Source organism: Pseudomonas sp. TZ252 (assembly GCF_056110345.1).
The window spans coordinates 129,447-151,686 of the sequence record NZ_CM148566.1 but is presented as its reverse complement, the minus strand read 5'-3'; the positions used below and the strand labels follow the sequence as shown (position 1 = coordinate 151,686).

The window sequence follows — 22,240 nt, the reverse complement described above, 5'->3', positions numbered from 1 at the left end:
CATGTCCGATTCTTCTCACGCCTTCAGCGCCACGGAACGCGCCGCCGTCTACCGGGCCATCGCCGAGCGCCGCGACATGCGCCACTTCAGCGGCGGCAGCGTGGCGCCGGAGCTGCTCGCGCGGCTGCTGGAGGCCGCGCACCAGGCGCCCAGCGTCGGCCTGATGCAACCCTGGCGCTTCATCCGTATCACCGAGCCGGCGTTGCGCCGGGCCATCCACGGGCTGGTCGAGGAGGAACGCGGACGTACCGCCGAAGCCCTCGGCGAGCGCTCCGACGAGTTCATGCGGCTCAAGGTCGAGGGCGTGCTGGATTGCGCCGAACTGCTGGTCGCCGCCCTGATGGACGACCGCGAACGCCATGTGTTCGGTCGCCGGACCCTGCCGCAGATGGACCTGGCGTCGCTCGCCTGCGCGATCCAGAACCTCTGGCTGGCCAGTCGCGCCGAGGGCCTGGGGATGGGCTGGGTATCGTTGTTCGATCCGGCCGCGCTGGGCGAGTTGCTCGGCCTGCCGCCCGGCAGCGAGGCGGTGGCGGTGCTCTGCCTGGGCCCGGTGGCGGAGTTCTACCCGGCGCCGATGCTGGCGCTGGAGGGTTGGAGCGAACCGCGTCCGCTGGCCGAGCTGGTCTACCAGAACCGTTGGGGCGAGCGAGCATGAGCGCACTGCTGGGTATCCTCGGCGTGGCGCTGGATGCGCGCTTCGGCGAGCCGCAGGGCTGGCACCCGCTGGTCGCCTTCGGCCGCCTGGCCGATCGCCTGGAGCGCCGTTTCAACCGCTCGCGCCTGGCCGGCGAGGGTGATCCCGGGGTCGGCTGGCGCAGCCACGGGGTGACCGCCTGGGTCCTCGCGGTACTGCCGCTGACCCTGCTGGCCTGGGCGCTCGCTGAACTTCCCTACCTCGGCTGGCTGGTCCAGGCCCTGGCGCTGTACGCCGCGCTCGGCCTGCGCAGCCTCGGCGAGCACGCCGAACCGGTGGCGCTGGCCTTGCGCGCCGGCGACCTGGACGAGGCGCGGCGACGTGTCGGCTACCTGGTCAGCCGCGATACCCGCGAACTGGACCAGGCCGGGGTCGCCCGCGCGGCCACCGAATCGGTACTGGAGAACGGCAGCGACGCGGTTTACGCCGCCCTGTTCTGGTTCGCCGTGGCCGGCGCGCCGGGGGTGGTGCTGTATCGCCTGAGCAATACCCTGGACGCGATGTGGGGCTACCGCAACGCGCGCTTCGAGCGCTTCGGCTGGGCCGCGGCGAAGATCGACGACATCCTCAACTACCTGCCGGCGCGGCTGGTGGCGCTGACCTACGCGCTGCTCGGCGACACCCGCCAGGCCCTGCGCTGCTGGCGCGAGCAGGCGCCGCAATGGGACAGCCCCAACGCCGGCCCGGTGATGGCCGCCGGCGCCGGTGCGCTGGGGGTTTCCCTGGGCGGCGCGGCGATCTACCACGGCGAGCTGCACCAGCGGCCGCTCCTCGGCAGCGGCCCGCAGCCGCAGGGCCGCGACATCTATCGGGCCCTGGCGCTGGTGCGCCAGGGCGTGCTGCTCTGGCTGCTGGTGCTGGCCGGACTCTGGGCCATGGGGTGGCTGCATGCTTGAACACGGAGGGCGGTTGCGCGAGGCGGCGCGCCGCTACGACATTCCGCTGGCGGACTGGCTGGACCTGTCCACCGGCATCGCGCCCTGGCCGTTTCCGCTGCCGGCGATCCCTGAGCAGGCCTGGACCCGCCTGCCGGAGAGCGACGACGGCCTGGAAGCCGCCGCCTGCCTCTACTACGGCGCCGAACGGGTATTGCCGCTGGCCGGCAGCCAGGCGGCGATCCAGGCCCTGCCAAGGTTGCGGCGGGGCGGGCGGGTCGGCGTCCTGTCGCCGTGCTACGCCGAGCACGCCCACGCCTGGCGCCAGGCCGGGCACCTGGTGCGGGAGATCGGCGAGGCCGAGGTCGAGCCCTATCTCGACAGCCTCGACGTGCTGCTGGTGGTCAACCCGAACAACCCCACCGGGCGGGTCTTCGAGCCCGCCGAGCTGCTGGCCTGGCATGCCCGCCTGCAACGTCGCGGCGGCTGGCTGCTGGTCGACGAGGCGTTCATGGACTGCACCCCGCAGTCGAGCCTGGCGGCCTGCAGCAACCGGCCCGGATTGATCGTGCTGCGCTCGTTCGGCAAGTTCTTCGGCCTGGCCGGCGCGCGGCTCGGCTTCGCCCTCGGCGAACGGCCGCTGTTGCAGGCGCTGGCCGAGCAGCTCGGCCCGTGGACGGTCAATGGCCCGGTGCGCCATGTGGCCCAGAATGCCTTGCGCGACCGCCAGCAACAGCGCCAGCAGCGCGAGCGCCTGCTGGCCGCCAGCCAGCGCCTGGAGGAACTGCTGCGCCGCCACGGCTGGCCGCCGGCGGGCGGCAGCGCGCTGTTCCAGCGCCTGGTCGATCCACGCTGCGCGGCGTTGCACGACTACCTGGCGCGGCGCGGCATCCTCACCCGCCAGTTCGAGCAGCCGGCCAGCCTGCGCCTCGGCCTGCCCGCCGACGAGGCCGCCTGGGCCCGGCTGGATGCCGCGCTGCTCGGCTTCAAGGAGCCTGCTCATGAGTGATCGCGGGCGGACCCTGATGGTCCAGGGCACCACCTCGGACGCCGGCAAGAGCACCCTGGTGACCGCGCTGTGCCGCTGGCTGGCCCGGCGCGGCGTCGCGGTGGTGCCGTTCAAGCCGCAGAACATGGCGCTGAACAGCGCGGTCACCGCCGACGGCGGCGAGATCGGCCGCGCCCAGGCGGTCCAGGCCCAGGCCTGTCGGCTGGCGCCGCACACCGACATGAACCCGGTGCTGCTCAAGCCGAACACCGACATCGGCGCCCAGGTGATCATCCATGGCCGCGCGGTGACCAGCATGGACGCCGCCGCCTACCACGACTACAAGCGCGTGGCGATGGAAGCGGTGCTGGCTTCCCATGGGCGGCTCGCCGCCGCCTACCGGGTGGTGATGGTGGAGGGCGCCGGCTCGCCGGCGGAGATCAACCTGCGCGCCAACGACATCGCCAACATGGGCTTCGCCGAAGCGGTGGATTGCCCGGTGATCCTGGTCGCCGATATCGACCGCGGCGGGGTCTTCGCCCACCTGGTCGGCACCCTGGAACTGCTCTCCGACTCGGAGCGGGAGCGGGTCAAGGGCTTCGTCATCAATCGCTTCCGCGGCGACATCGCCCTGCTGCAACCCGGCCTCGACTGGCTGGAGGCGCGCACCGGCAAGCCGGTGCTCGGCGTGCTGCCCTATGTCAGCGACCTGCACCTGGAGGCGGAGGACGCCATCGACACGCGCCAGGCGGCCAAGGTCGGGCCGCGCCTGAAGGTGGTGGTGCCGGTGCTGCCGAGGATCAGCAACCACACCGATTTCGATCCGCTGCGCCTGCACCCCCAGGTCGAGTTGAGCTTCGTCGGCCCCGGCCAGGCGCTGCCGTCGGCGGACCTGATCGTCCTGCCCGGCTCGAAGAGCGTGCGCGCCGACCTCGCGGCGCTGCGCGAGCGTGGCTGGGACGAGGCGATCCTCCGTCACCTGCGCTACGGCGGTCGCCTGCTGGGGATCTGCGGCGGCCTGCAGATGCTCGGCGAGCGCCTGCACGATCCGCTCGGCCTGGAAGGCGCGGCCGGCAGCAGCGCTGGCCTCGGCCTGCTGGCGTTGGAAACGACCCTTGAGGCGGACAAGCAATTGCGCAACGTACAGGGCCGCCTGAGCCTGGAGGATGCGCCGCTGTCGGGCTACGAGATCCATGCCGGGGTCACCCGTGGCGAGGCCCTGGCGCGGCCGGCGGTGGTGCTCGACGATGGCCGCGCGGATGGTGCCCGCAGCGTCGACGGGAACGTCATGGGCACCTACCTGCACGGCCTGTTCGAATCCACCGCGGCCTGTTCGGCGCTGCTGCGCTGGGCCGGCCTGCGCGAGGTCCAGGCGGTGGACTACCAGGCCTTGCGCGAACGCGACATCGAGCGGCTCGCCGACCTGGTCGAGCGCCACCTGGATACCGGGCGATTGCTCGCCCTCTGCGGAGAACCCCATGCGTGACCTGATCCTTGGCGGCGCCCGTTCCGGCAAGAGCCGCCTGGCCGAGCGCCTGGCCGCCGAGAGCGGGCTGGCGGTGAGCTACATCGCCACCGCCCAGGCCGGCGACGGCGAAATGGGCCGGCGCATCGCCGAGCATCGCGCGCGCCGCCCGGCCCACTGGCGAACCCTGGAGGAGCCTCTGGCGCTGGCGGCGACGCTGCGCAGCGAGGCCGAGGCCGGACGCTGCCTGCTGGTCGACTGCCTGACCCTGTGGCTGACCAACCTGCTGCTCTGCGACGATCCCCAGCGTCTCGACGGCGAGCGCGAGGCGCTGCTGGAATGTCTCGGCGAGCTGCCGGGACGGATCATCCTGGTCAGCAACGAAACCGGGCTCGGCGTGGTGCCGCTGGGCGAACTCAGCCGGCGCTACGTCGACGAGGCCGGCTGGCTGCACCAGGCCATCGCCGAACGCTGCGAACGGGTGACCTTCACCGTCGCCGGCCTGCCCATGCCGTTGAAAGGAGAACCGCTATGAGTCTGCAATGGTGGCGCGACACCTGCCGCGAGGCGGACCCGCAGATGCGCCGGCGCGCGGCCGAACGCCAGGACCGGTTGACCAAGCCGCGCGGCTCGCTGGGCCGCCTGGAGCAAGTGGCGATCGACCTGGCGGCGTTGCAGGGGCGCGAACGACCGAGCCTGGAGAGGATCTGGGTGACGGTCTTCGCCGGCGACCACGGGGTAGTCGCCGAGGGCGTCTCGGCCTATCCGCAGGCGGTCACCGGCGAGATGCTGCGCAACTTCGTCCGCGGCGGCGCGGCGATCAGCGTGCTGGCGCGCGAACTCGGTGCCGGCCTGGAGGTGGTCGACCTGGGCACCGCCGTCCCCCTGGAAGCCTTGCCCGGCGTGCGCCACCTGCGCCTGGCGGCGGGTACCGCGAACTTCGTCGAGGCCCCGGCGATGGGCGCCGAACAGTGCCTGCTGGCGCTCGAGGCCGGGCGCGAAAGCGTGCGCCGCGCCGAGCAGGCCGGCAGCCAGCTGTTCATCGGCGGCGAGATGGGCATCGGCAATACCACCGCGGCGGCGGCCATGGCCTGCGCGCTGCTGGATGCGCCGGCGAGCGCGCTGGTCGGGCCGGGAACCGGGCTGGACGCCAGCGGCGTGGCACACAAGACCGCGGTGATCGAGCGCGCCCTGGCCCTGCACGGCGCCCATCGCGCCGACCCCTTCGAAACCCTCCGCCGTCTCGGTGGGCTGGAGATCGCCGCGCTGGCCGGCGCCTACCTGGCCTGCGCGCAGAAAGGCATGGTCGCCCTGATCGACGGCTACATCTGCAGCGTCGCGGCGCTCTGCGCGGTGCGCCTGAACCCGGCCTGCCGCGACTGGCTGCTGTTCGCCCACAGCGGTGCCGAGCCGGGCCATCGGCATGTGCTCGAAGCCCTGGCGGCGCAACCGCTGCTCGACCTCGGCCTGCGCCTGGGCGAGGGCAGCGGCGCGGCGCTGGCGGTGCCGCTGCTGCGCCAGGCCTGCGCGCTGCACGCGGGGATGGCGACCTTCGCCGAAGCGGCGGTCTCGGACCGCCCGGCATGAGCCTGCGCCTGGACCTCCTGCGGCATGGCGAAACCGAGTCCGGCGGCGGTTTCCGCGGCAGCCTCGACGACGCCTTGACCGCGCGTGGCTGGGCGCAGATGCGCACGGCGGTGGAAGGCGGACGCTGGGACCTGCTGGTCAGCTCGCCATTGCAACGTTGCCGCGCCTTCGCCGAGGAACTGGCGCAGCGCCAGGGGATCGAGCTGGAACTGGAAAATGATCTGCGCGAATTGCATTTCGGCGATTGGGAGGGGCGCTCGGCGGCCAGCCTGATGGACGGCCACAGCGAGGCGCTCGGCCGCTTCTGGGCCGATCCCTACGCCTTTACCCCGCCGGGCGGCGAGCCGCTGTCCGAGTTCGAGGCGCGGGTGCTGGCCGCCCAGCGACGCCTGCGCCAGCGTCATGCCGGCCGTCGTGTGCTGCTGGTGACCCATGGCGGCGTCATCCGTCTGTTGCTCGCTCGCGCCCGTGGCCTGCCGCGCGAGCACTTGCTGCAGGTGGACGTCGGTCATGGCGCACTGTTCGGCCTGCGCGCCGGAGAGGGCGACGATCGCTGGCACGAATGCCGGGAAGGGGAATAGCCATGCGCGAAGCCTTGCGCTCACTGCTGGTCGCCTTGCAGTTCCTCACCCGCCTGCCGGTGCGCCTGTCGGCGATGCCGACGCCGGAACAGTTCGGCCGCGCGGTGCTCTGCTATCCACTGGTCGGGGTGCTGATCGGCGTCGTGCTGTACGCCGCGGCGCGGTCGCTCGACGGTACGCCGCCGCTGTTGCAGGCAGCCTTGCTGCTGAGCCTGTGGGTAGCGCTGAGCGGCGCGCTGCACCTGGACGGCCTGGCCGACATGGCGGACGCCTGGATCGGCGGGCTGGGCGACCGCGAGCGGACCTTGGCGATCATGAAGGACCCGCGCAGCGGCCCGGTGGCGGTGGTGGTCCTGGTACTGGTCCTGTTGTTGAAGTTCTCCGCCCTGGCGGCGCTGCTCGGCCAGGGCGAGGCCGGGTTGTTGCCGCTGGCTCCGTGGCTGGCGCGCAGCAGCCTGCCTCTGCTGTTCCTGACCACGCCCTACGCGCGCCCCGGCGGCCTCGGCCAGGCCATCGCCGAGCACCTGCCGGCGCGCAGCCTGCCGTGGGTGCTGGGGGTGAGTTTCGGCCTGGCCCTGGCGTTCGGCCTGGCCGGCCTGCTGGCGTTGCTGGTGACGCTGATGCTCTTCGCCTGGCTGCGCAGCCGTTTCCTCGCGCGCCTCGGCGGCACCACCGGGGACACCGCCGGCGCGCTGGTCGAACTTACCGAGTGTGCGGTGCTGGTGGCGCTGGCTCTGTAGCCGGACGCGGCTGGCGCAGGACCGCCATGGCGCTGAGGAAGAGCAGCGCGGCGGCGGCCAGCAGCACGGCGACGAAGGCCTGGTCGAAAGCCTGCCGGGCAAGCTCGACGAGCCGCGACGCGACCTCCGGCGCCAGGCCCTCGGCGACCAACAGGGCGTCGTCGAGGCTGTCGCGGACCCGCGCCGGCAGCTCGGCCGAGGGCAGCCTCAGCGACATCCCGTAGACTAAACTCATCAGGCTGCCGAGCAGGGTCACGCCGATCACCCCGCCCAGTTCGTAGGACACGTCTTCGATGGCGGCCGCCATTCCGGAACTCTGTTCGTCCACGTTGAGCATCACCGCGGTGGAGGCGGCGGTCATCGCGCCGCCGAAGCCGACGCCGAGCAGCACCAGGCTGGCCAGTTGCGCTCCGGTGGCGGACTGGTAGGACAGGGCCAGGCCGAGCAATCCGGCGCTGCCGAGCAGCAGGGAGGCGCACATCACCCGGTTCTCGCCCCAGCGCGGCACCAGCCAGCCGGCCAGCGGCCCGACCACCAGCGAGGCCAGCGGGATCGGCAGGACGAACAGGCCGGCCTTCAGCGGCGTCAGGCCCTGCACCAGTTGCAGGTGCTGGCTGAACACCAGTTCCATGCCGACCAGCGCCATGGTCGCCACCAGGGCCACCGCGACGCCGCGGGCGAAGCGCCGGTTGCGGAACAGCGCGAAGTCGATCATCGGCTCGCGGGCGCGGCGCTGGCGGCGGACGAACAGGTACAGGCAGAGCATGCCGCCGAGCGCGGCCAGGACGGCCAGCCCGAAGTCCGGGGCGCGCGCGCTGAGTTCCTTGATTGCATAGACCACCCCGACCAGGCCGAACATCACCTGCAGCGAGCCGAGGGCGTCCCATGGTCGCCGTGACTGGCCGCCGCAGGCCGGGATGGCCGGCAGCGCCAGCAACAGGGCGATGGCCACCACCGGGACGTTGATGAGGAACACCGAGCCCCACCAGAAGAACTCCAGCAGCACGCCGCCGACCACCGGCCCCAGCGCCGCGCCGGCAGAGGCGACGGAGGCCCAGATGCCGATGGCCAGGGCGCGTTCGCGTTCGTCCTGGAAGACATGGCGGACGATCGACAGGGTCGCCGGCATCATCAGCGCCGCGCCCACCGCCAACCCGGCGCGGGCGGCGATCAGCGCCGCGGCGCTGGGGGCGAAGGCGGCGCACAGCGAGGCCAGGCCGAACAGCGGCAGGCCGGCGAGGAACAGCCGCTTGTGGCCAAGGCGGTCGCTGAGCAAGCCGGCGCCGGGCAGCAGGCTGGCGACCACCAGCGGATAGGCGTTGACGATCCAGAGTTTCTCCGCGGCCGTCGCGCCGAGGTCGTGGGTCAGGCGCGGCAGGGCCGTGTAGAGCACGGTCATGTCGATGATGATGAGGAACAGGGCGCTGGAGACGATGGCCAGGACCAGCCAGCGGTTCTGCCGGAACATGGGATAACCTCTGTGGCGAACGGTTCTTCGCTCGCCGTGGATAACGGGAATTGCGCGCCACGGGCGGACGCGTGAAAATATAAATACATACGTATGGATTTAAACTCAAGAGGTAGCCATGGGACGCCGACGAACGATCGACCGCGACCAGTTGCTCGATGCCGCCGAGGCGGTGATCGCCCGCGAGGGCGCGGCCGGCCTGACCATCGATGCGGTGGCGAAGGAAATGGGCATCACCAAGGGCGGCGTGCAGTACTGCTTCGGTACCAAGGACGCGCTGATCGACGCGATCTTCGAGCGCTGGGGCAAGGCCTACGACAGCCTGTTCGAAGCGGTGGCGGGGAAGCAGCCGACGCCACTGACGCGGGTTCGCGCGCATGCCGAGGCGACCCAGCGTTCGGACGAGCTGTCCAGCAGCAAGGCGGCGGCGCTGATGGCGGCGCTGATCCAGACGCCCGAGCACCTGGAGGGCAGCAACCAGTGGTATCGCAGCCGGTTGGAAGGCCTGGACCTGTCCGCACCTGAGGGACGCCGTGCGCGCCTGGCGTTCCTGGCGGTGGAGGGCGCTTTCATGTTGCGCTACTTCCGCCTGATGGACATTGGCCAGGAGGAGTGGGACTCGATGCTCGACGACGTTCGTGCGTTGTTGCTGACCCCGGCTGGCGCCAGCGGAGACTGAGGCTCCGCTGGCGCGCGCTGCGGGTGGTCGCCTCAGTCGAAGGCGAAGTGCTCGCTCTTCAGGTCCATGATCGAACCCGTCGGCTTCGCCATTGCCGCCGCGTGGCCCTTGGCGCGCGGAAGCAGGCGGGCGAAGTAGAACTCGCTGGTGGCGATCTTGGCCTTGTAGAAGTCCGCCGACTCGCTGCCGCCCTGGCGCAGTCGCCGGCGCGCAGCGGCTTCCTGGAGGGCCCAGGAATAGGCCAGCGTGGCGTAGCCGGAGAACATCAGGTAGTCGTGGCTGGCGGTGCTCACCAGATCGCGTTGCTTGCGCGCGGTGAGGGCAATGCGCAGGGTCAGCAGGTTCCATTGGGTGCAGAGCTTGAGCAGCACCAGGGCGCGGCCGCGCATGCGCGGCTCGTTCTTCAGCAGGTCGACGGCGAACCGGGCCACGCCCCTGGTGAAGTCGCGCACGGCCTTGCCCTGGGTCATCAGCAGGACCTTGCGGCCGAGCAGGTCGAGGGCCTGGATGCCGGTGGTGCCTTCGTAGAGGGTGGCGATCCGCGCGTCGCGGACGATCTGCTCCATGCCGTGTTCGCGGATATAGCCGTGGCCGCCGAACACCTGCATGCCGAGGTTGGCGCTTTCCAGGCCGAGTTCGGTCAGGCAGCCCTTGAGGATCGGCGTGAGGAAACCGAGCTTGTCGTCCCAGCGTTCGTATTCGGCGTCGTCGTTGCTGAGGATGCCCTGGATCATCCGGTCGGCGTACTGGGTGGCCAGGTAGACCAGCGCCCGGCCGCCTTCGGCGATGGCTTTCTGGGTCAGCAGCATGCGCCGCACGTCACCGTGGTGCATCAGGCTGTCGGCGACCTGGTCGGGTTCCTTGGTCCCGGAGAGCGCGCGCATGGAGCGGCGTTCGCGGGCGTAGGCGAGGGCGCCCTGGTAGGCCAGCTCGGCGGTGGCCACGCCCTGGATGGCGGTGCCGATGCGGGCGCTGTTCATGAAGGTGAACATGCATTCCAGGCCCTTGTTCGGCGGTCCGATGAGGAAGCCGGTGGCGCCGTCGAAGTTCATCACGCAGGTGGCCGAGGCCTTGATCCCCATCTTCTTCTCCAGCGCGCCGCAACTCACACCGTTGCGCGGGCCGAGCGCGCCGCCTTCGCCGGGAAGGAACTTGGGCACGATGAACAGGGAAATGCCGCGGGTGCCCTTCGGTGCGTCCGGCAGGCGGGCGAGGACGATGTGGACGATGTTCTCGGTCAGGTCGTGTTCGCCGGAAGAGATGAAGATCTTCGTCCCGCTGATGGCGTAGCTACCGTCGGGGTTGGCCTCGGCGCGGGTCTTCACCTGGCCGAGATCGGTGCCGCACTGCGGCTCGGTGAGGCACATGGTGCCGCCCCAGCGGCCCTCGGTGAGCGGAACCAGGTAGGTCTGCTTCTGTTCCTCGGTGCCGTGCTGCATCAGGGTGTTCATCGCGCCGAGGGAGAGGCCGGGATACATGGAGAACGGCCAGTTGGCGGTGCCCATCATCTCCTGCTTGAGCGCGCCGAGGCTCATCGGCAGGCCCTGGCCACCGTACTCCACCGGGTGCGAGAGGCCCTGCCAGCCGCCGGCGACATAGGCCTCGTAGGCTTCCTTGTAGCCCTTCGGCGTCCGTACTTCGCCGTTCTCCAGGTGGCAGCCTTCCTCGTCGCCGCTGTGGTAGAGCGGGGCGATCACTTCCTCGCAGAGCTTCGCGCATTCGCCGAGGATCGCATCGACCATGTCCGGCGTGGCTTCGGCTCCGTTGACCAGGTTGCGGTAATGCTCGGGGAAATCGAAGACTTCGTTGAGCAGGAAGCGCGTGTCGCGCAGCGGGGCTTTGTAAACGGGCATGGCTACCTCGGCGATGGATGGAGGGCGCCGGGTGCTCCCGGTCGCCGCTGACAGCGCGAGTTATAGGCCAGCGCCCGGCGTCCGGCCTTGGCAGGGGCAACAGACGGCGTTGGCAGTTCGGACAATCCGCTTGACCGTCGAGAAGTACGGGTATATACACGCATCCATGCTACCGACCCAATGCCTCTGTACCAAACTGCGTCGCGCCGCCCGCAGCGTTTCCCGCTTCTACGACGAGGCGCTGGCCGATACCGGCCTCAAGGTGGCGCAGTTTTCCCTGCTGCGGCACCTGCGGCGCCTGGACCGGCCGAGCATTTCCGAACTCGCCGAAGCCATGGGACTCGACCGCAGCACCCTCGGTCGCAACCTGCGGGTGCTGGAAGGCGACGGCCTGCTGCGCCTGACCGGTGGCGAGGACCAGCGCAACCGCCTGGTCGAGCTGACGCCTGCCGGGCTGGATGCCCTGGAGCGCGGAACGCCGGCCTGGGAAGACGCGCAGCGGCGTCTCGCCGGGCGGCTTGGCGAGGAGCGCAGCGGCGCCTTGGCGGCGTTGCTGGTGGAACTGGAGCGACTGGACTGACAACCGACGAAGCCTCTCGCCGAGGCGCTTCGTTCACGATAAAGCGGGTATATACCCGTAGATGGAGCGACCCATGCCGCGTGCCGCCTTCTGGATCCTGCTGTCCGGAGCCCTGATCCTCGCCCTGTCCCTCGGCGTGCGACATGGCTTCGGCCTGTTCCTCGCGCCGATGAGCGCCGACTTCGGCTGGGGCCGCGAAGTCTTCGCCTTCGCCATCGCCTTGCAGAACCTGGTCTGGGGCCTGGCCCAGCCGTTCACCGGGGCGCTCGCCGACCGCTACGGCGCGGCGCGGGCGGTGCTGGTGGGGGGCCTGCTGTACGCCCTCGGCCTGGTCCTGATGGGACTCTCGCAGTCGGCCACCGGGCTGTCGCTGAGCGCCGGCCTGCTGATCGGCCTGGGCCTTTCCGGCACCTCGTTCTCGGTGATCCTCGGCGCCGTCGGCCGCGCAGTGCCGGCGGAGCAGCGCAGCATGGCGATGGGTATCTCCAGCGCGGCCGGCTCCTTCGGCCAGTTCGCCATGTTGCCCGGTACCCTCGCCCTGATCGGCTGGCTGGGCTGGTCCTCGGCCCTGCTCGCCCTGGGCCTGCTGGTGGCGCTGATCGTGCCGCTGGCCGGGCTGATGAAGGATCGCCCGTTGCCGCCGCAGGGCCATGAACAGAGCCTCGGCGAAGCGCTGCGCGAGGCCTGCGCGCATTCCGGGTTCTGGCTGCTGGCGCTGGGCTTCTTCGTCTGCGGCTTCCAGGTGGTGTTCATCGGCGTACACCTGCCGGCCTACCTGGTCGACCAGCACCTGCCGGCGCAGGTCGGCACCACGGTGCTGGCGCTGGTCGGGCTGTTCAACGTGTTCGGCACCTACATCGCCGGCTGGCTCGGCGGGCGCTGGTCGAAGCCGCGCCTGCTGACCGCGCTGTACCTGGTGCGCGGGGTAGTGATCGTGCTGTTCCTCTGGCTGCCTCTGAGCGTCTACAGCGCCTACGCCTTCGGCGTGGCCATGGGGCTGCTGTGGCTGTCCACGGTGCCCCTGACCAACGGCACCGTGGCGACCCTGTTCGGCGTGCGCAACCTGTCGATGCTCGGCGGCATCGTGTTCCTCTTCCACCAGTTGGGCGCCTTCCTCGGCGGCTGGCTGGGCGGGGTGGTCTACGACCGCACCGGCAGCTACGACCTGGTCTGGCAGTTGTCGATCCTGCTAAGCCTGCTCGCGGCGCTGCTCAACTGGCCGGTGCGCGAGCGTCCGGTGGCGCGCCTGCAGGTGGCCGGAGGCGCGGCGTGAAGCTGGCCTGGCTGCTCGCCGCCGGGGCGCTGCTGGGACTCGCCTGGTGGGGCTGGCAGCGTGGCGGACTGGCGCTGCTGGAACTGGGCATGGGCGCATGCTGATAGGTGGCGATAGGCGCGGGGAAGGGTAAGCTGGGACATTCGTCGCCAAGGAGCCATTCCATGAAACCTCGCGTGCTGTTGTCCGTCCTGGCGCTCGCCGGGCTGCCGCTGAGCGGCTGGGCCGCCGATTGCCCGGAACTGTTGCAGGGCCAGTTGACCAAGCTGCGTTCCAAGGAAAGCATCGATCTTTGCCAGCGTTACGCCGGCAAGCCGCTGGTGGTGGTCAACACTGCCAGCCACTGTGGCTTCACCCCGCAGTTCAAGGGGCTCGAGGCGCTCTACCAGCGTTACAAGGGGCAGGGCCTGGAAGTGCTCGGGGTACCTTCCGACGACTTCAAGCAGGAAGCCGCGGATACCGCCGAGACCGCGAAGATCTGCTATGGCAACTACGGCGTGACCTTCGCCATGACCCAGCCGCAGCACGTGCGCGGCGACGAGGCGATCCCGCTGTTCCGCCAGTTGGCCGAGCAGAGCGGCCAGGCGCCGCGCTGGAATTTCTACAAGTACGTGGTGGATCGCCAGGGCAGGGTGGTCGCGCAGTTCTCCAGCAAGACTACCCCGGACGATCCGCAGCTCCAGGCCGCCATCGAGAAGGCCATCGCCAGCCAGCCCTGAGGGTCGGCCAGGCATGAAAAAGCCGGGCATTGCCCGGCTTCTTCGTTGGCGCGTGCGATCAGAAACGATAGGTGACCTGGGCGGTCAGGCCATGCGCGCTGTTGTCGTACTTGGCGCTGTAGGCCGGCTGCAGGGCGCTGCCTTCCTGGTTGACGCCGGCGGTGGTTTCCCACAGGTAGGCGTAGGCCACGTCGACGGTCAGGTCCTGGTTCGGCGACCAGCCGGCACCGACGGTGAAGACCTTGCGGTCGCCCACCGGGATACGCACGTTGCGGTCCTCGTTGGAGGTCGGCGACGGCTCGTAGGCAAAGCCGGTGCGCAGCACCCACTCCGGGGTGGCCTGGTAGGAGGTACCTACCGAGAAGGACCAGGTGTCGCGCCAGTTCAGGTCTTCGCCGATGGTGTTGAAGCCCAGGGCCTGGCCGAGCGCCGGTACGCCGCTGTTGCGCACCTCGATCTTCTCCAGGCGGCTCCAGCGGGTCCAGACGGCGCCCAGGTAGCCCGTCCACTTGTCGTCGAACTTGTGGGTGATGGAGGTATCCACCGATTCCGGCAGGGTGATGTCCAGCTTGGCATCGTACTTGCCGTTCAGGCCCAGGGCACCCGGAGCGTTCTTCACTTCGGTGTTGCCGCCCAGGTGGTACTTGACCTTGGAGTGGTAGGTCAGGCCCCAGGTGGTGTCGTCGGTCAGGTCGACCATCACGCCGACGTTGTAGCCGATGGCGGTGTCGTCGCCCTTGATGTTGATCTTGGTATCGCCGTTGCTGCCGAGCAGGCCATTGGTGGCCAGGGTGTTCTTCAACTGGCCGTCGATGCGGTTGAAGGTCGGACCGAAGCCGACGGAAACCTTGTCGTTGATCTTCCAGGCGATGGTTGGCTGCACGGTGATCACTTGCACCTTGCTATAGGAGCCGTGGGAGCTGCCCATGAAGCCGTTTTCGTAATCGTTGATGATGCCGTAGGGCACGTAGATGCCCAGGCCGAAAGTGAAATCTTCGTTGATCGGCGTGGAGAAGTAGCCGAACGGTACGGCGGCCAGCGGTACCGAGTCGCCCTTGTTGCTGCCCTGGGCGGTGCTGTGGGCCTGGCTGATGTCGTCCTTGGCCTTGACGATGGCCAGACCGCCGCTGACTTCGGTGCGTTTCAGCTTGGACAGGCCGGCCGGGTTGCCGTAGATGGTGCTGGCATCGAGCGCGGACGAGGCGCGGCCGGCGTAGGCGGTGCCGGCGCCGCTGGCGCTCTGTTCGTTGATGGCGATGCCGTTGGCGAGGGTGTAGGTGGAGACAGCGCTAATGGTCAGTGCGAGAGAGGTTTTAAACCATATTGTTTTCATTGTTGGAGCAACTCCTGTGTATAACGGCGCGCAAACTACCAAGATTCCCAGACCGGCGCCAGTGTTCCGAAGTTCCGCAGGGTGCGGAACAGAGCGGTTGGCTCCGGTGCCAGTGAAGCGAAGGTAGCGCAACCGTTCGTGTCTGTATGTAAAAAATTTTCTGACCGGTTGGTCTGTTTCGGACGCGGGATTTTTCCATTCGCCGTCAGGCGACCTGGCTGAGGCTGCCGATGCAGCGTTGCCAGGCGTCGATGAACTCGTGCAGGCGACCGTGCGGCTGGAATACCTGGCGCCACACGCGAGCCTGGGCGAGGTGGTCGTGCTGGTCGGGCAGCGGCAGTCGCGCGGCTTCCACCAGCGACCAGGCGATGGCCGTGCTGTAGCGCAGGTTCACCGTCAGTTCCAGGTGCGGCGCGGCGAGGAAGGCATGCTGGCTGGCCAGGCCGCGGACCCGGCTGGCGCGCTCCGGGTCCAGCGCCAGGTACTGGTCCCAGAGCTGCTGGTGGCGTTCGCTGGCGATCCGGTACAGGCCGTGGCCACGGCGGTCGTCGAGGGCGCTCCCCAGCGCCGACTGGCAGGCCGCCGCGCCCAGCAGCAGCGCTTCGGCGGCGGGGCTGTGGCAGGACAGGTAGTCCAGGGTCGGGCGTATCACGTGCTGGCAAAGATCGTTGGCGGAAATACCCATGACGGCCTCGCGCAAGGTGGATCGGCGGGGCCGGGCAGTTTGGCAGCTTCTATTCCGATGGCCCCGCCGATAGCGGACTTAGCCGCTTGATTTGAAGTGTAGTGAAACAAGTCAGCTGTAAAGGACTGTTTTTAAATTGTTTCCAGCTTTAGAGAACAGCTGATATGCCCGCTGGAAATTAAACCGGCGCGTCCTTGCTTCGCTTGTGCTGGGCGGCATTCTCAGCCCCTGCGCAGGCTGTAGAGGAAGTCGCGGATGATGGCTTTCACTTCATTGGCCGCTTGCCGCTTGTTGCGTGCATCGCGAAGACTCATCGCGGCCTGGGTAAGGAAGCCGTAGAGCTGGCCGACCAGGGTTTCCCGGCGGTAGTCCTTGAGTTCGCCACTGGCCGCCAGTTCGTCCACCAGGCGCCCGACGTAGCGCAGCGTGTGGCGCGAGTCGATGCGTTTCCATCGCTCCCAGCCGACGACCGTGATCACCTCCTGCAGCGACAGTTGCCGCTTGCCGCGCGCCATCACGCTGTCGATGAAGGCCTCGGCCAGTGCGGCGGCCTCCGCCCACTTGTCGACATGCGCCGGCACCCTGTCCAGGTCCTCGGCGATCGTCCGTACCTGGCGTTCGTAGCATTCGGCGAGCAGTTCCTGCTTGCTGCCGAAGTGGTGGTAGAACGCGCCCTTGGTCACGCGCGCCTCGCGGGCGATGGCGTCGATGGAGACTCCGCCATAGCCATGTTCGATGAAGGCGGAGAGGGCGCTTTCCAGCAGTGCCTCGCGGGTCGCCTCGGCATTTTCCTGCTGCCTGCTCTTGACATTCATACTGTTGCCTTCTTACATACCGTCGGTATGTTCATGCTAGCACGCCTGGCGATCCGTCGAGCATTGCGTCCGTCCCGGCTGCTCGAACCCACACGGCAAAGGAGAGCGCGAATGAGTACCGCAGTGGAGATCGCCTGCCGTGACGGTGTGCGCCTGGCCGGCGACCACTTCCCGGCCGTCGGCGATGCGCAGGGGAGCATCGTGGTGGCCTGCGCGCTCGGCGTCAGGCGCGCCTTCTACCAGCGCTTCGCCGTCCTGGCCGCGGCTTCCGGCTACGAGGTGCTGTTGTTCAGCTACCGCGGCAGCGAAGGCGACGACCCTGCCGTGGCTAGCTATCGCCTGGCCGATTGGGGACGCGAGGACATCGATGCGGCGCTGGCCTGGTGCCGAGCGCGCGCGCCGGAGCTACCGCGCTATTTCGTCGGCCACAGCATCGGCGCGCAGTTGCTCGGTCTGGCTGGTCAGGCCAGCGGATTGAGCGGCGCCGCGTTCGTCGCCGGTTCGTTTCCGTACTGGAGGCGCTGGCGAGGCAGGCAACGCTGGCAGATGTTCGGCCTGTTCTGCGTGGCGGTGCCGCTACTGACCGGACTGCTCCGACGCTTTCCCAGTCGTTTCTTCGGCCTCGGCAGCCTGGATATGCCGAGTCATTTCATGCGCGACTGGGCGCGCTGGGTGCGGCAGCCGGACTACCTCCTGGCACCGCGCTTCGGATTGCAGCGGCAGGGTTACGAGGCGCTGGACGTCCCCGTCGCCAGCTTCCTGTTCGAGGACGACGACTACGTGCCGTGGGCTGCGGCGGAAAAGCTTCACCAGGTCTATGCCGCGGCGCACCTGGAGTTGCGTCGCAAGGGACGGGCCGAGGGGGCAGTCGGGCATTTCGGGCTGTTCCGCAACGAGGCGTTGCAGAAGGAGTTGCTCGACTACTTCAGGAAGCTGCCCGACGCGGCGTAAGCCGCGTCCGAGCGTATGGCGTCAGTCGCCGGTGGCGACCGGGCGGCGCGGGTCGGTGATCCACTCGCTCCACGAGCCGGCGTAGAGGCGCGGAAGCGGGAAGCCGGCGAGGCTCAGGGCGAACAGGTTGTGGCAGGCGGTGACGCCGGAGCCGCAGTAGGCGACCAGCTCGTCCACCGGGCGACCGCGCAACAGGGCGGAGAACCGCTGGTGCAATTGTTCCGGCGGAAGGAAGCGGCCGTCGCTGCCAAGGTTGTCGGTGAAGGCGGCGCACTGGGCACCGGGAATGTGTCCGGCGACCGGATCTATGGGCTCGACTTCGCCACGGAAGCGCGGCTGCGCGCGAGCATCGAGCAGCGCCAGTCCGGGTTGGCCCAGTTGGGCCTGGAGGGTGGCGGCGTCGATCAGCAGCGAGGCATCGGGCTGGCCCTGGAAATCGCCGGGTCGAAGACTGCTTTCGCCATTGGTCAGTGCCAGCCCCGCAGCCTTCCAGGCCGCCAGGCCGCCATCGAGGAGGTAGACCCCATCGCGCTTGCCCAGCCAATGCAACAGCCACCAGGCGCGGGCGGCGAATGCGCCGGGGCCGTCGTCGTAGAGCACCACCTGGCTATCCTGGCGCAGGCCCCAGGCTTGTAGCTTGAGCGCTAGCTCGGCGGGATCCGGCAGCGGATGGCGACCGGTCACGCCCTTGCGCACGGGAGCGGAAAGATCCCGTTCGAGGTCGGCGAAATGCGCGCCGGGAATGTGGTTCTCCTGATAGACGCGGGCACCGTAGGGCGGGTCTTCGAGGGCGAAACGGCAGTCGAGGACCAGCAGGTCGGGTTCGCTGAGGCGGGCGGCCAGTTGTTGCGCGGTCAGCAGTTGGGCGGACGACATCGCGGACTCCTTGGGTCGGGAAGCAAAGCCGGTGGCGAATGGGTGGATCATGCCCCTTGGACCGCGTCGCGTCATCCCGGCGTCGCGCGGCGAGGCGGAGAAATGGCGAAAGGAAAGGGCTGGCTCCAGGCGAGGAAGATTCCTACTCGGTCATCAGCCTCGCCCGGCAGCGGGGGATTTGTCCAGACATGCAGAATCGGCTCGTTCCGAGATACCCGCTCCTGTGTTCTATCCCTCGGGACGCTTGTCCGATTGGCTTGGCCCGACGCTTGCGCCGGGCTTTTTTTCGCCTCTGTCCCGTCCTGAATAAGGTTCACACCTCCCATGCCGATTTTCCGGTAGGATGTTCTTTCCCTTAGGTATTTAAGCAAGTGGCTGGTTTCACTTGTCTTCCAGCCATGGCCGTGCAGTGTTCGGTCGCGAGGGTGCTGTTGGAGACCGAGAAAGCAGGGGAACGCATCCAGCGTTTTCCGGGGCGCAGAGTTGGTCGATGGAATGGCGCCGCTTCGACCGGAACTCACCGCAGGTGACTTCCCGATCGGACGAGCCGAGAAAATAGTACCTCTGTGCTATTCGAGCTTCTTCGCCGCGACGCTATAGTCCCGCCCTTGATCCCCGCGTTTCGCGGAAACCGGTTGTGCAGGACGCACGCGACTTGGAAGGAACCATGACTCGGCAATCCGCACTCGCCACCGGCCCGGAGGCCAGCGATTGGTGGCGCTTCGGCAGCGGCGACGAGCCGGCGTGCGAATTGTTCTTCGCCGGTGGGCGTTCGCTTGCGGCGTCGAGAAAACCTGCCGCCGCACCGCGCGGAATGGCCGTGGCCGAGCAGGCGAACCGCGCGCAAGCGTCCGGGCAGGACGCCGCGCCGGGCCTGCGAGCCTTCGATCTGCTGCCTGGCAACCCGCCGAAGAACCCTTAGACACGGAGTCAACCCATGCGCCGGATATTCATCGCGCCGTTACTGGCGTCGCTTTCCCTGGGCGGCTGTATCCAGATGGACACGCTGCCCGAGGTCTACGCCCGCAGCCAGTGGAAGGGCCGTTCCGCCGAGGAAGCGATAGCCTTCTTCGGTACGCCGCAGAACATGGAGCGCACCGCTGACGGCTCGCAGGTGGTGATGCAGTGGTACACCGACACCAGCTATTCCCGCTATGAAGTGGTGGGCTCCAGCTCGGAGATGCAGGGCAACGTGATGGTGAACACCAACTACTGGGATACCGTCAACCACCCCAATCGCTGCATCATTTCCGTCACCGTCGACAAGAGCAAGCGGATCACCCAGTTCGAGGCCGACGACGGCGAGTTGCTGCTGTCCCACGGCTGCGCCGGCATCAAGTACGGCCCGCCGTAGGCCTGAGCTCCTCGACCTGCCTTGTCTCAGGAAGCGTGGCTGGCGGCCACCGGGCGCTCGCGCAGGGCGCGCAGGGTGGCGCGCAATTCCGTGGGGCGCACGGGCTTGGAGAGCAGGGCGATGTCGGTGTCTTCGACGCTGGCCTGGATACGCTCGATGTCGTGGCCGCTGATCACCAGCGCCGGTATCGCCTCTCCGCGTTGCCGCCGTACCCGCTCGATGCACTCGACGCCGGAGGCGTGGGGGCCGAGGTCGTAGTCGACGACGAGGATGTCGCAATCGGTTCGCCAGCCGTCCGCCTCGGTTTCCGCCTGGACCGTGCAGCCCCAGCGTTCGAGCAACGCCGAGGTGGCGCGCAGGACGTTGCGATCATCTTCCACCAGGCACACCCGCAAGCCGGTGAGCAGGCCGGCCTGCAGGGGATCGTCGCGGCGGGGCAGGGCTTGCGCGGCGACCGCCGGCAGGCCGTGCAGGGTCACCGCGGTGCCGCGTCCGACCCGCGAGCGCAGCGTCACCTCGATCCCGGTCAACTGCCCCAGGCGGCGGACGATGGACAGCCCCAGGCCGATTCCCTCGACGTCGCGGTCGCGCGTCTCGCGTACCCGGTAGAACTCCTCGAACACCCGCGGCAGGTGTTCCTCCGCGATCCCCCGGCCCTGGTCGTAGATGGCTACGGCCAGGCCGTCGCCTCGCCGCCGCACGCCGATCAGCAGCGGGCGCTCGGCGGCGTACTTGAGGCTGTTGGAGAGCAGGTTCTGCAGCATGGTGGACAGCAGCCCCGGATCGGTTCGCGTCCACAGGCGGCAAGGGCGCAGGCGCAGTTCCACCCCGGCCCAGCGCGCCGCTTCGGCGTTGCGCCGGACCAGGTCGCGCAGCAACTCGCCCAGGTGGACGTTCTCCTGCTTGGGTTGGAGCCGGCCGTTGTCGAGGGTGTAGAGATCGAGGATGGAGCGGAACAGTTGCGAGACGTTGAGCAGCGAGCGGTCGATGTTGTCCACCAGGCGCCGTTCCTCGTCGCCCAGGCGGGCGTCGCGCAGGCAGGCGGTGAACAGGCCGATGGAGTGGATCGGCTGGCGCAGGTCGTGGCTGGCCTGGGCCAGCAGGCGCGATTTCTCCTGGTTCGCCTGCAACGCTTCCTCGGTGGCCTTGCGCGTGCGCTCCAGCAGGAGGTGCGCGTAGAAGGGAATGACGGTACTGGTGGTCATCAGCATCAGCACCATGAACGGCTGAGCCTGCCAGGCCGGGGTCAGGCGATAGATGACCAGTAGCGCGAGCAGCGCCAGGGCGGTGGCGATGGCCAGGTAGCGCGAGCCGTAGCGCATGCCGTTGCCCAGGTTGATCCAGACCATCACCGCGTACAGCGGCAGCGCTGCCTCGCCGCCCACGATCAGGCCGAACGAGGTGCCGGCGTAGTCGTGCAGCATGCAGAAGATCCGCCGCGCCGGGTAGTGCCCCGGCCAGCGCACGATGGCCTGGCGCAGCAATATGGAGGCGATCAGGAACAGGCCGTAGTAGGCAACGATCGGCAGGTAGGTCTCGACCTTCAGGCCGGGCAGCAGGCCGATCAGCACCACGTAGAGGATCGCGCAGGTGGCCACGATCAGTCGCAGGTTGGCCTGGTCCAGCTCGGTATTCTTCTCGAACTTCATGTGCACCTCCGTGTGCATGGTAGCGCCGCGCGCCTTTTCCTCTGTTTCGCCCCCTTCGTCACGAAGACGGACGAAGGGTGGGCGCGGCGGTAGCGGGCTAAGGTAGCATGCGCGGCGGAAACTGCGACTCCTGGAGACTACAAGAATGACTGGCCGCATCATCGTCGCCGATGATCATCCGCTGTTTCGCGAGGGCATGCTGAGTATCCTCCAGCGCCTGCTGCCCGAGGCCAGGATCGAGGAGGCCGGCGACCTCGCCGGGGTCCTGCGCCTGGCTGGCGAAGGCGATCAGCCCGATTCGCTGATCCTCGACCTGCGTTTCCCCGGCCTGACCCGCATCGAGATGCTCGCCGACCTGCGCCGCCGGTTCCCGCGCACCACCCTGATCGTCGTCTCGATGGTCGACGACCCGCAACTCATCGGCGAAGTGATGAACGCAGGGGCCGACGGCTTCCTCGGCAAGAGCATCGCGCCCGAGGAACTCGGCCAGGCGATTCTGGCCATCCGCGCCGGGGAAGTGCTGGTGCGCTACGAACCCTCCGGCCTCCTGCCGCTGCAGCCCAGCCCGCGCCTGGAGGGGCTCACCGAGCGCCAGCTGGATGTCCTGCGCCTGCTGGCCCAGGGCAAGAGCAACAAGGAGATCGGCCGCGCCCTGGACATCTCCCACTACACGGTGCGCATCCATGTGTCGTCGCTGCTGCGGGCACTGGACGTGCCGTCGCGGACCGCGGCGGCGGTGAAGTACCGGGCGGCTCTGGGGCATGGCGACGGGGAGTAGCGGCAGCGATGGGCCCGGCGCCGATCAGACGTCGTGCGCCTTGTCCTGCCGCCGGCATGGGGCCTTGGTCCTAACAGGCCAAGACCATGCGGCTCGGCACGTTCAGTAGCGTTGCGAGCATGGCTTGACAGTCGCTTGACTGCCTGAGTGAGACGGCAGCAGGTCCCGACAGAACCACTTCTGGTCAGACAGCGTTTTCAGAATTTTCTGCGCATACGTTCGAAGGGCGACTTGCTAGAGTCCTCGCTCCATGCCCGCGCAGCTGCATTTTTACAAGTGCGCTGTCCAGCTTAA

General features: G+C 68.7%; 23 protein-coding genes. 16 read left to right on the top strand and 7 right to left on the bottom strand.

Features of this window, described 5'->3' with window-relative positions:
- Position 1 precedes the first annotated feature (1 nt).
- Genes bluB through ACYAF3_RS00680 form a run of 8 tightly spaced genes read left to right on the top strand, consistent with a single transcriptional unit; the run spans position 2 to position 6,933 of the window.
- Entirely contained in the window at positions 2 to 658 is a 657-nt protein-coding gene (gene bluB, locus ACYAF3_RS00715) for a 5,6-dimethylbenzimidazole synthase (protein ID WP_003082592.1), read from the top strand.
- Positions 655 to 1,593 carry an adenosylcobinamide-phosphate synthase CbiB gene (gene cbiB / locus ACYAF3_RS00710; protein ID WP_003159856.1) on the top strand — a complete coding sequence of 313 codons (939 nt, stop codon included), beginning with the start codon at positions 655 to 657 and terminating at the stop codon, positions 1,591 to 1,593. The genes bluB and cbiB overlap by 4 nt, the downstream gene beginning before the upstream one ends.
- Positions 1,586 to 2,581 (top strand): threonine-phosphate decarboxylase CobD, encoded by a 996-nt coding sequence (cobD, locus tag ACYAF3_RS00705; RefSeq protein WP_003120510.1) that lies wholly within the window; start codon positions 1,586 to 1,588, stop codon positions 2,579 to 2,581. The genes cbiB and cobD overlap by 8 nt, the downstream gene beginning before the upstream one ends.
- A complete protein-coding gene (locus tag ACYAF3_RS00700; protein ID WP_003112353.1) occupies positions 2,574 to 4,046 on the top strand; it encodes a cobyric acid synthase in 1,473 nt (490 codons plus the stop codon). Before cobD ends, ACYAF3_RS00700 begins: the two co-directional genes overlap by 8 nt.
- A complete protein-coding gene (cobU, locus tag ACYAF3_RS00695; RefSeq protein ID WP_003082599.1) occupies positions 4,039 to 4,560 on the top strand; it encodes a bifunctional adenosylcobinamide kinase/adenosylcobinamide-phosphate guanylyltransferase in 522 nt (173 codons plus the stop codon). Before ACYAF3_RS00700 ends, cobU begins: the two co-directional genes overlap by 8 nt.
- Positions 4,557 to 5,612, top strand: coding sequence for a nicotinate-nucleotide--dimethylbenzimidazole phosphoribosyltransferase (gene cobT / locus ACYAF3_RS00690; RefSeq protein ID WP_128669436.1), 1,056 nt, complete (start codon positions 4,557 to 4,559; stop codon positions 5,610 to 5,612). The genes cobU and cobT overlap by 4 nt, the downstream gene beginning before the upstream one ends.
- On the top strand, positions 5,609 to 6,193 hold the full coding sequence (gene cobC / locus ACYAF3_RS00685) for an alpha-ribazole phosphatase family protein (protein ID WP_023086470.1): 585 nt from the start codon (positions 5,609 to 5,611) through the stop codon (positions 6,191 to 6,193). The genes cobT and cobC overlap by 4 nt, the downstream gene beginning before the upstream one ends.
- A gap of 2 nt (positions 6,194 to 6,195) precedes the next feature.
- Positions 6,196 to 6,933, top strand: coding sequence for an adenosylcobinamide-GDP ribazoletransferase (locus tag ACYAF3_RS00680; RefSeq protein WP_003082605.1), 738 nt, complete (start codon positions 6,196 to 6,198; stop codon positions 6,931 to 6,933).
- Here ACYAF3_RS00680 and ACYAF3_RS00675 read toward each other — a convergent pair.
- Positions 6,896 to 8,401: an MFS transporter gene (locus tag ACYAF3_RS00675; protein WP_023121112.1), complete on the bottom strand. Its 1,506-nt coding sequence runs from the start codon at positions 8,399 to 8,401 to the stop codon at positions 6,896 to 6,898. The genes ACYAF3_RS00680 and ACYAF3_RS00675 overlap by 38 nt on opposite strands.
- A gap of 118 nt (positions 8,402 to 8,519) precedes the next feature.
- On the opposite strand from ACYAF3_RS00675, the gene ACYAF3_RS00670 reads away from it, so the two are divergent.
- Complete coding sequence (locus tag ACYAF3_RS00670; protein ID WP_003163469.1) at positions 8,520 to 9,080, top strand: TetR/AcrR family transcriptional regulator; 561 nt, start codon at positions 8,520 to 8,522, stop codon at positions 9,078 to 9,080.
- 32 nt (positions 9,081 to 9,112) lie between these two features.
- Here ACYAF3_RS00670 and ACYAF3_RS00665 read toward each other — a convergent pair whose 3' ends face one another.
- Positions 9,113 to 10,933 (bottom strand): acyl-CoA dehydrogenase C-terminal domain-containing protein, encoded by a 1,821-nt coding sequence (locus tag ACYAF3_RS00665; RefSeq protein WP_023114118.1) that lies wholly within the window; start codon positions 10,931 to 10,933, stop codon positions 9,113 to 9,115.
- Positions 10,934 to 11,063: 130 nt separating this feature from the next.
- Here ACYAF3_RS00665 and ACYAF3_RS00660 point away from each other — a divergent pair, with 130 nt between their 5' ends.
- The 3 genes from ACYAF3_RS00660 to ACYAF3_RS00650 all read left to right on the top strand — a co-directional run bounded on the left by ACYAF3_RS00660 (position 11,064) and on the right by ACYAF3_RS00650 (position 13,505).
- Positions 11,064 to 11,513: a MarR family winged helix-turn-helix transcriptional regulator gene (locus tag ACYAF3_RS00660; RefSeq protein WP_003145315.1), complete on the top strand. Its 450-nt coding sequence runs from the start codon at positions 11,064 to 11,066 to the stop codon at positions 11,511 to 11,513.
- A 73-nt stretch (positions 11,514 to 11,586) separates the two neighbouring features.
- Positions 11,587 to 12,786 (top strand): MFS transporter, encoded by a 1,200-nt coding sequence (locus tag ACYAF3_RS00655; RefSeq protein ID WP_003082619.1) that lies wholly within the window; start codon positions 11,587 to 11,589, stop codon positions 12,784 to 12,786.
- 164 nt (positions 12,787 to 12,950) lie between these two features.
- Entirely contained in the window at positions 12,951 to 13,505 is a 555-nt protein-coding gene (locus ACYAF3_RS00650; protein ID WP_003082631.1) for a glutathione peroxidase, read from the top strand.
- Between the two features lie 58 nt (positions 13,506 to 13,563).
- Here the strand turns inward: ACYAF3_RS00650 and ACYAF3_RS00645 are convergent, their stop codons facing one another.
- The 3 genes from ACYAF3_RS00645 to ACYAF3_RS00635 form a co-directional block, all read right to left on the bottom strand.
- Positions 13,564 to 14,838 (bottom strand): outer membrane protein transport protein, encoded by a 1,275-nt coding sequence (locus tag ACYAF3_RS00645; protein WP_003082638.1) that lies wholly within the window; start codon positions 14,836 to 14,838, stop codon positions 13,564 to 13,566.
- A gap of 205 nt (positions 14,839 to 15,043) precedes the next feature.
- Positions 15,044 to 15,523, bottom strand: a complete 480-nt coding sequence (locus ACYAF3_RS00640; RefSeq protein ID WP_003082640.1) for a hypothetical protein — start codon at positions 15,521 to 15,523, stop codon at positions 15,044 to 15,046.
- Positions 15,524 to 15,744: 221 nt separating this feature from the next.
- Positions 15,745 to 16,338: a TetR family transcriptional regulator gene (locus ACYAF3_RS00635; RefSeq protein WP_003082643.1), complete on the bottom strand. Its 594-nt coding sequence runs from the start codon at positions 16,336 to 16,338 to the stop codon at positions 15,745 to 15,747.
- 111 nt (positions 16,339 to 16,449) lie between these two features.
- On the opposite strand from ACYAF3_RS00635, the gene ACYAF3_RS00630 reads away from it, so the two are divergent.
- A complete protein-coding gene (locus ACYAF3_RS00630; protein ID WP_033943533.1) occupies positions 16,450 to 17,289 on the top strand; it encodes an alpha/beta hydrolase family protein in 840 nt (279 codons plus the stop codon).
- Positions 17,290 to 17,310: 21 nt separating this feature from the next.
- Here the strand turns inward: ACYAF3_RS00630 and ACYAF3_RS00625 are convergent, their stop codons facing one another.
- Positions 17,311 to 18,165, bottom strand: a complete 855-nt coding sequence (locus tag ACYAF3_RS00625) for a sulfurtransferase (protein ID WP_034030065.1) — start codon at positions 18,163 to 18,165, stop codon at positions 17,311 to 17,313.
- A gap of 667 nt (positions 18,166 to 18,832) precedes the next feature.
- Here ACYAF3_RS00625 and ACYAF3_RS00620 point away from each other — a divergent pair.
- The gene (locus ACYAF3_RS00620) at positions 18,833 to 19,087 is read left to right on the top strand and encodes a hypothetical protein (RefSeq protein ID WP_004348879.1); all 255 of its coding nucleotides are present in this window, start codon (positions 18,833 to 18,835) and stop codon (positions 19,085 to 19,087) included.
- A 15-nt stretch (positions 19,088 to 19,102) separates the two neighbouring features.
- Complete coding sequence (locus ACYAF3_RS00615; protein ID WP_003082897.1) at positions 19,103 to 19,519, top strand: hypothetical protein; 417 nt, start codon at positions 19,103 to 19,105, stop codon at positions 19,517 to 19,519.
- A 26-nt stretch (positions 19,520 to 19,545) separates the two neighbouring features.
- Here ACYAF3_RS00615 and ACYAF3_RS00610 read toward each other — a convergent pair whose 3' ends face one another.
- Complete coding sequence (locus ACYAF3_RS00610; protein ID WP_014603138.1) at positions 19,546 to 21,168, bottom strand: two-component system sensor histidine kinase; 1,623 nt, start codon at positions 21,166 to 21,168, stop codon at positions 19,546 to 19,548.
- Positions 21,169 to 21,313: 145 nt separating this feature from the next.
- Here ACYAF3_RS00610 and ACYAF3_RS00605 point away from each other — a divergent pair, with 145 nt between their 5' ends.
- Positions 21,314 to 21,946, top strand: coding sequence for a response regulator (locus ACYAF3_RS00605; protein ID WP_043089331.1), 633 nt, complete (start codon positions 21,314 to 21,316; stop codon positions 21,944 to 21,946).
- The last annotated feature ends 294 nt before the right edge of the window (positions 21,947 to 22,240 follow it).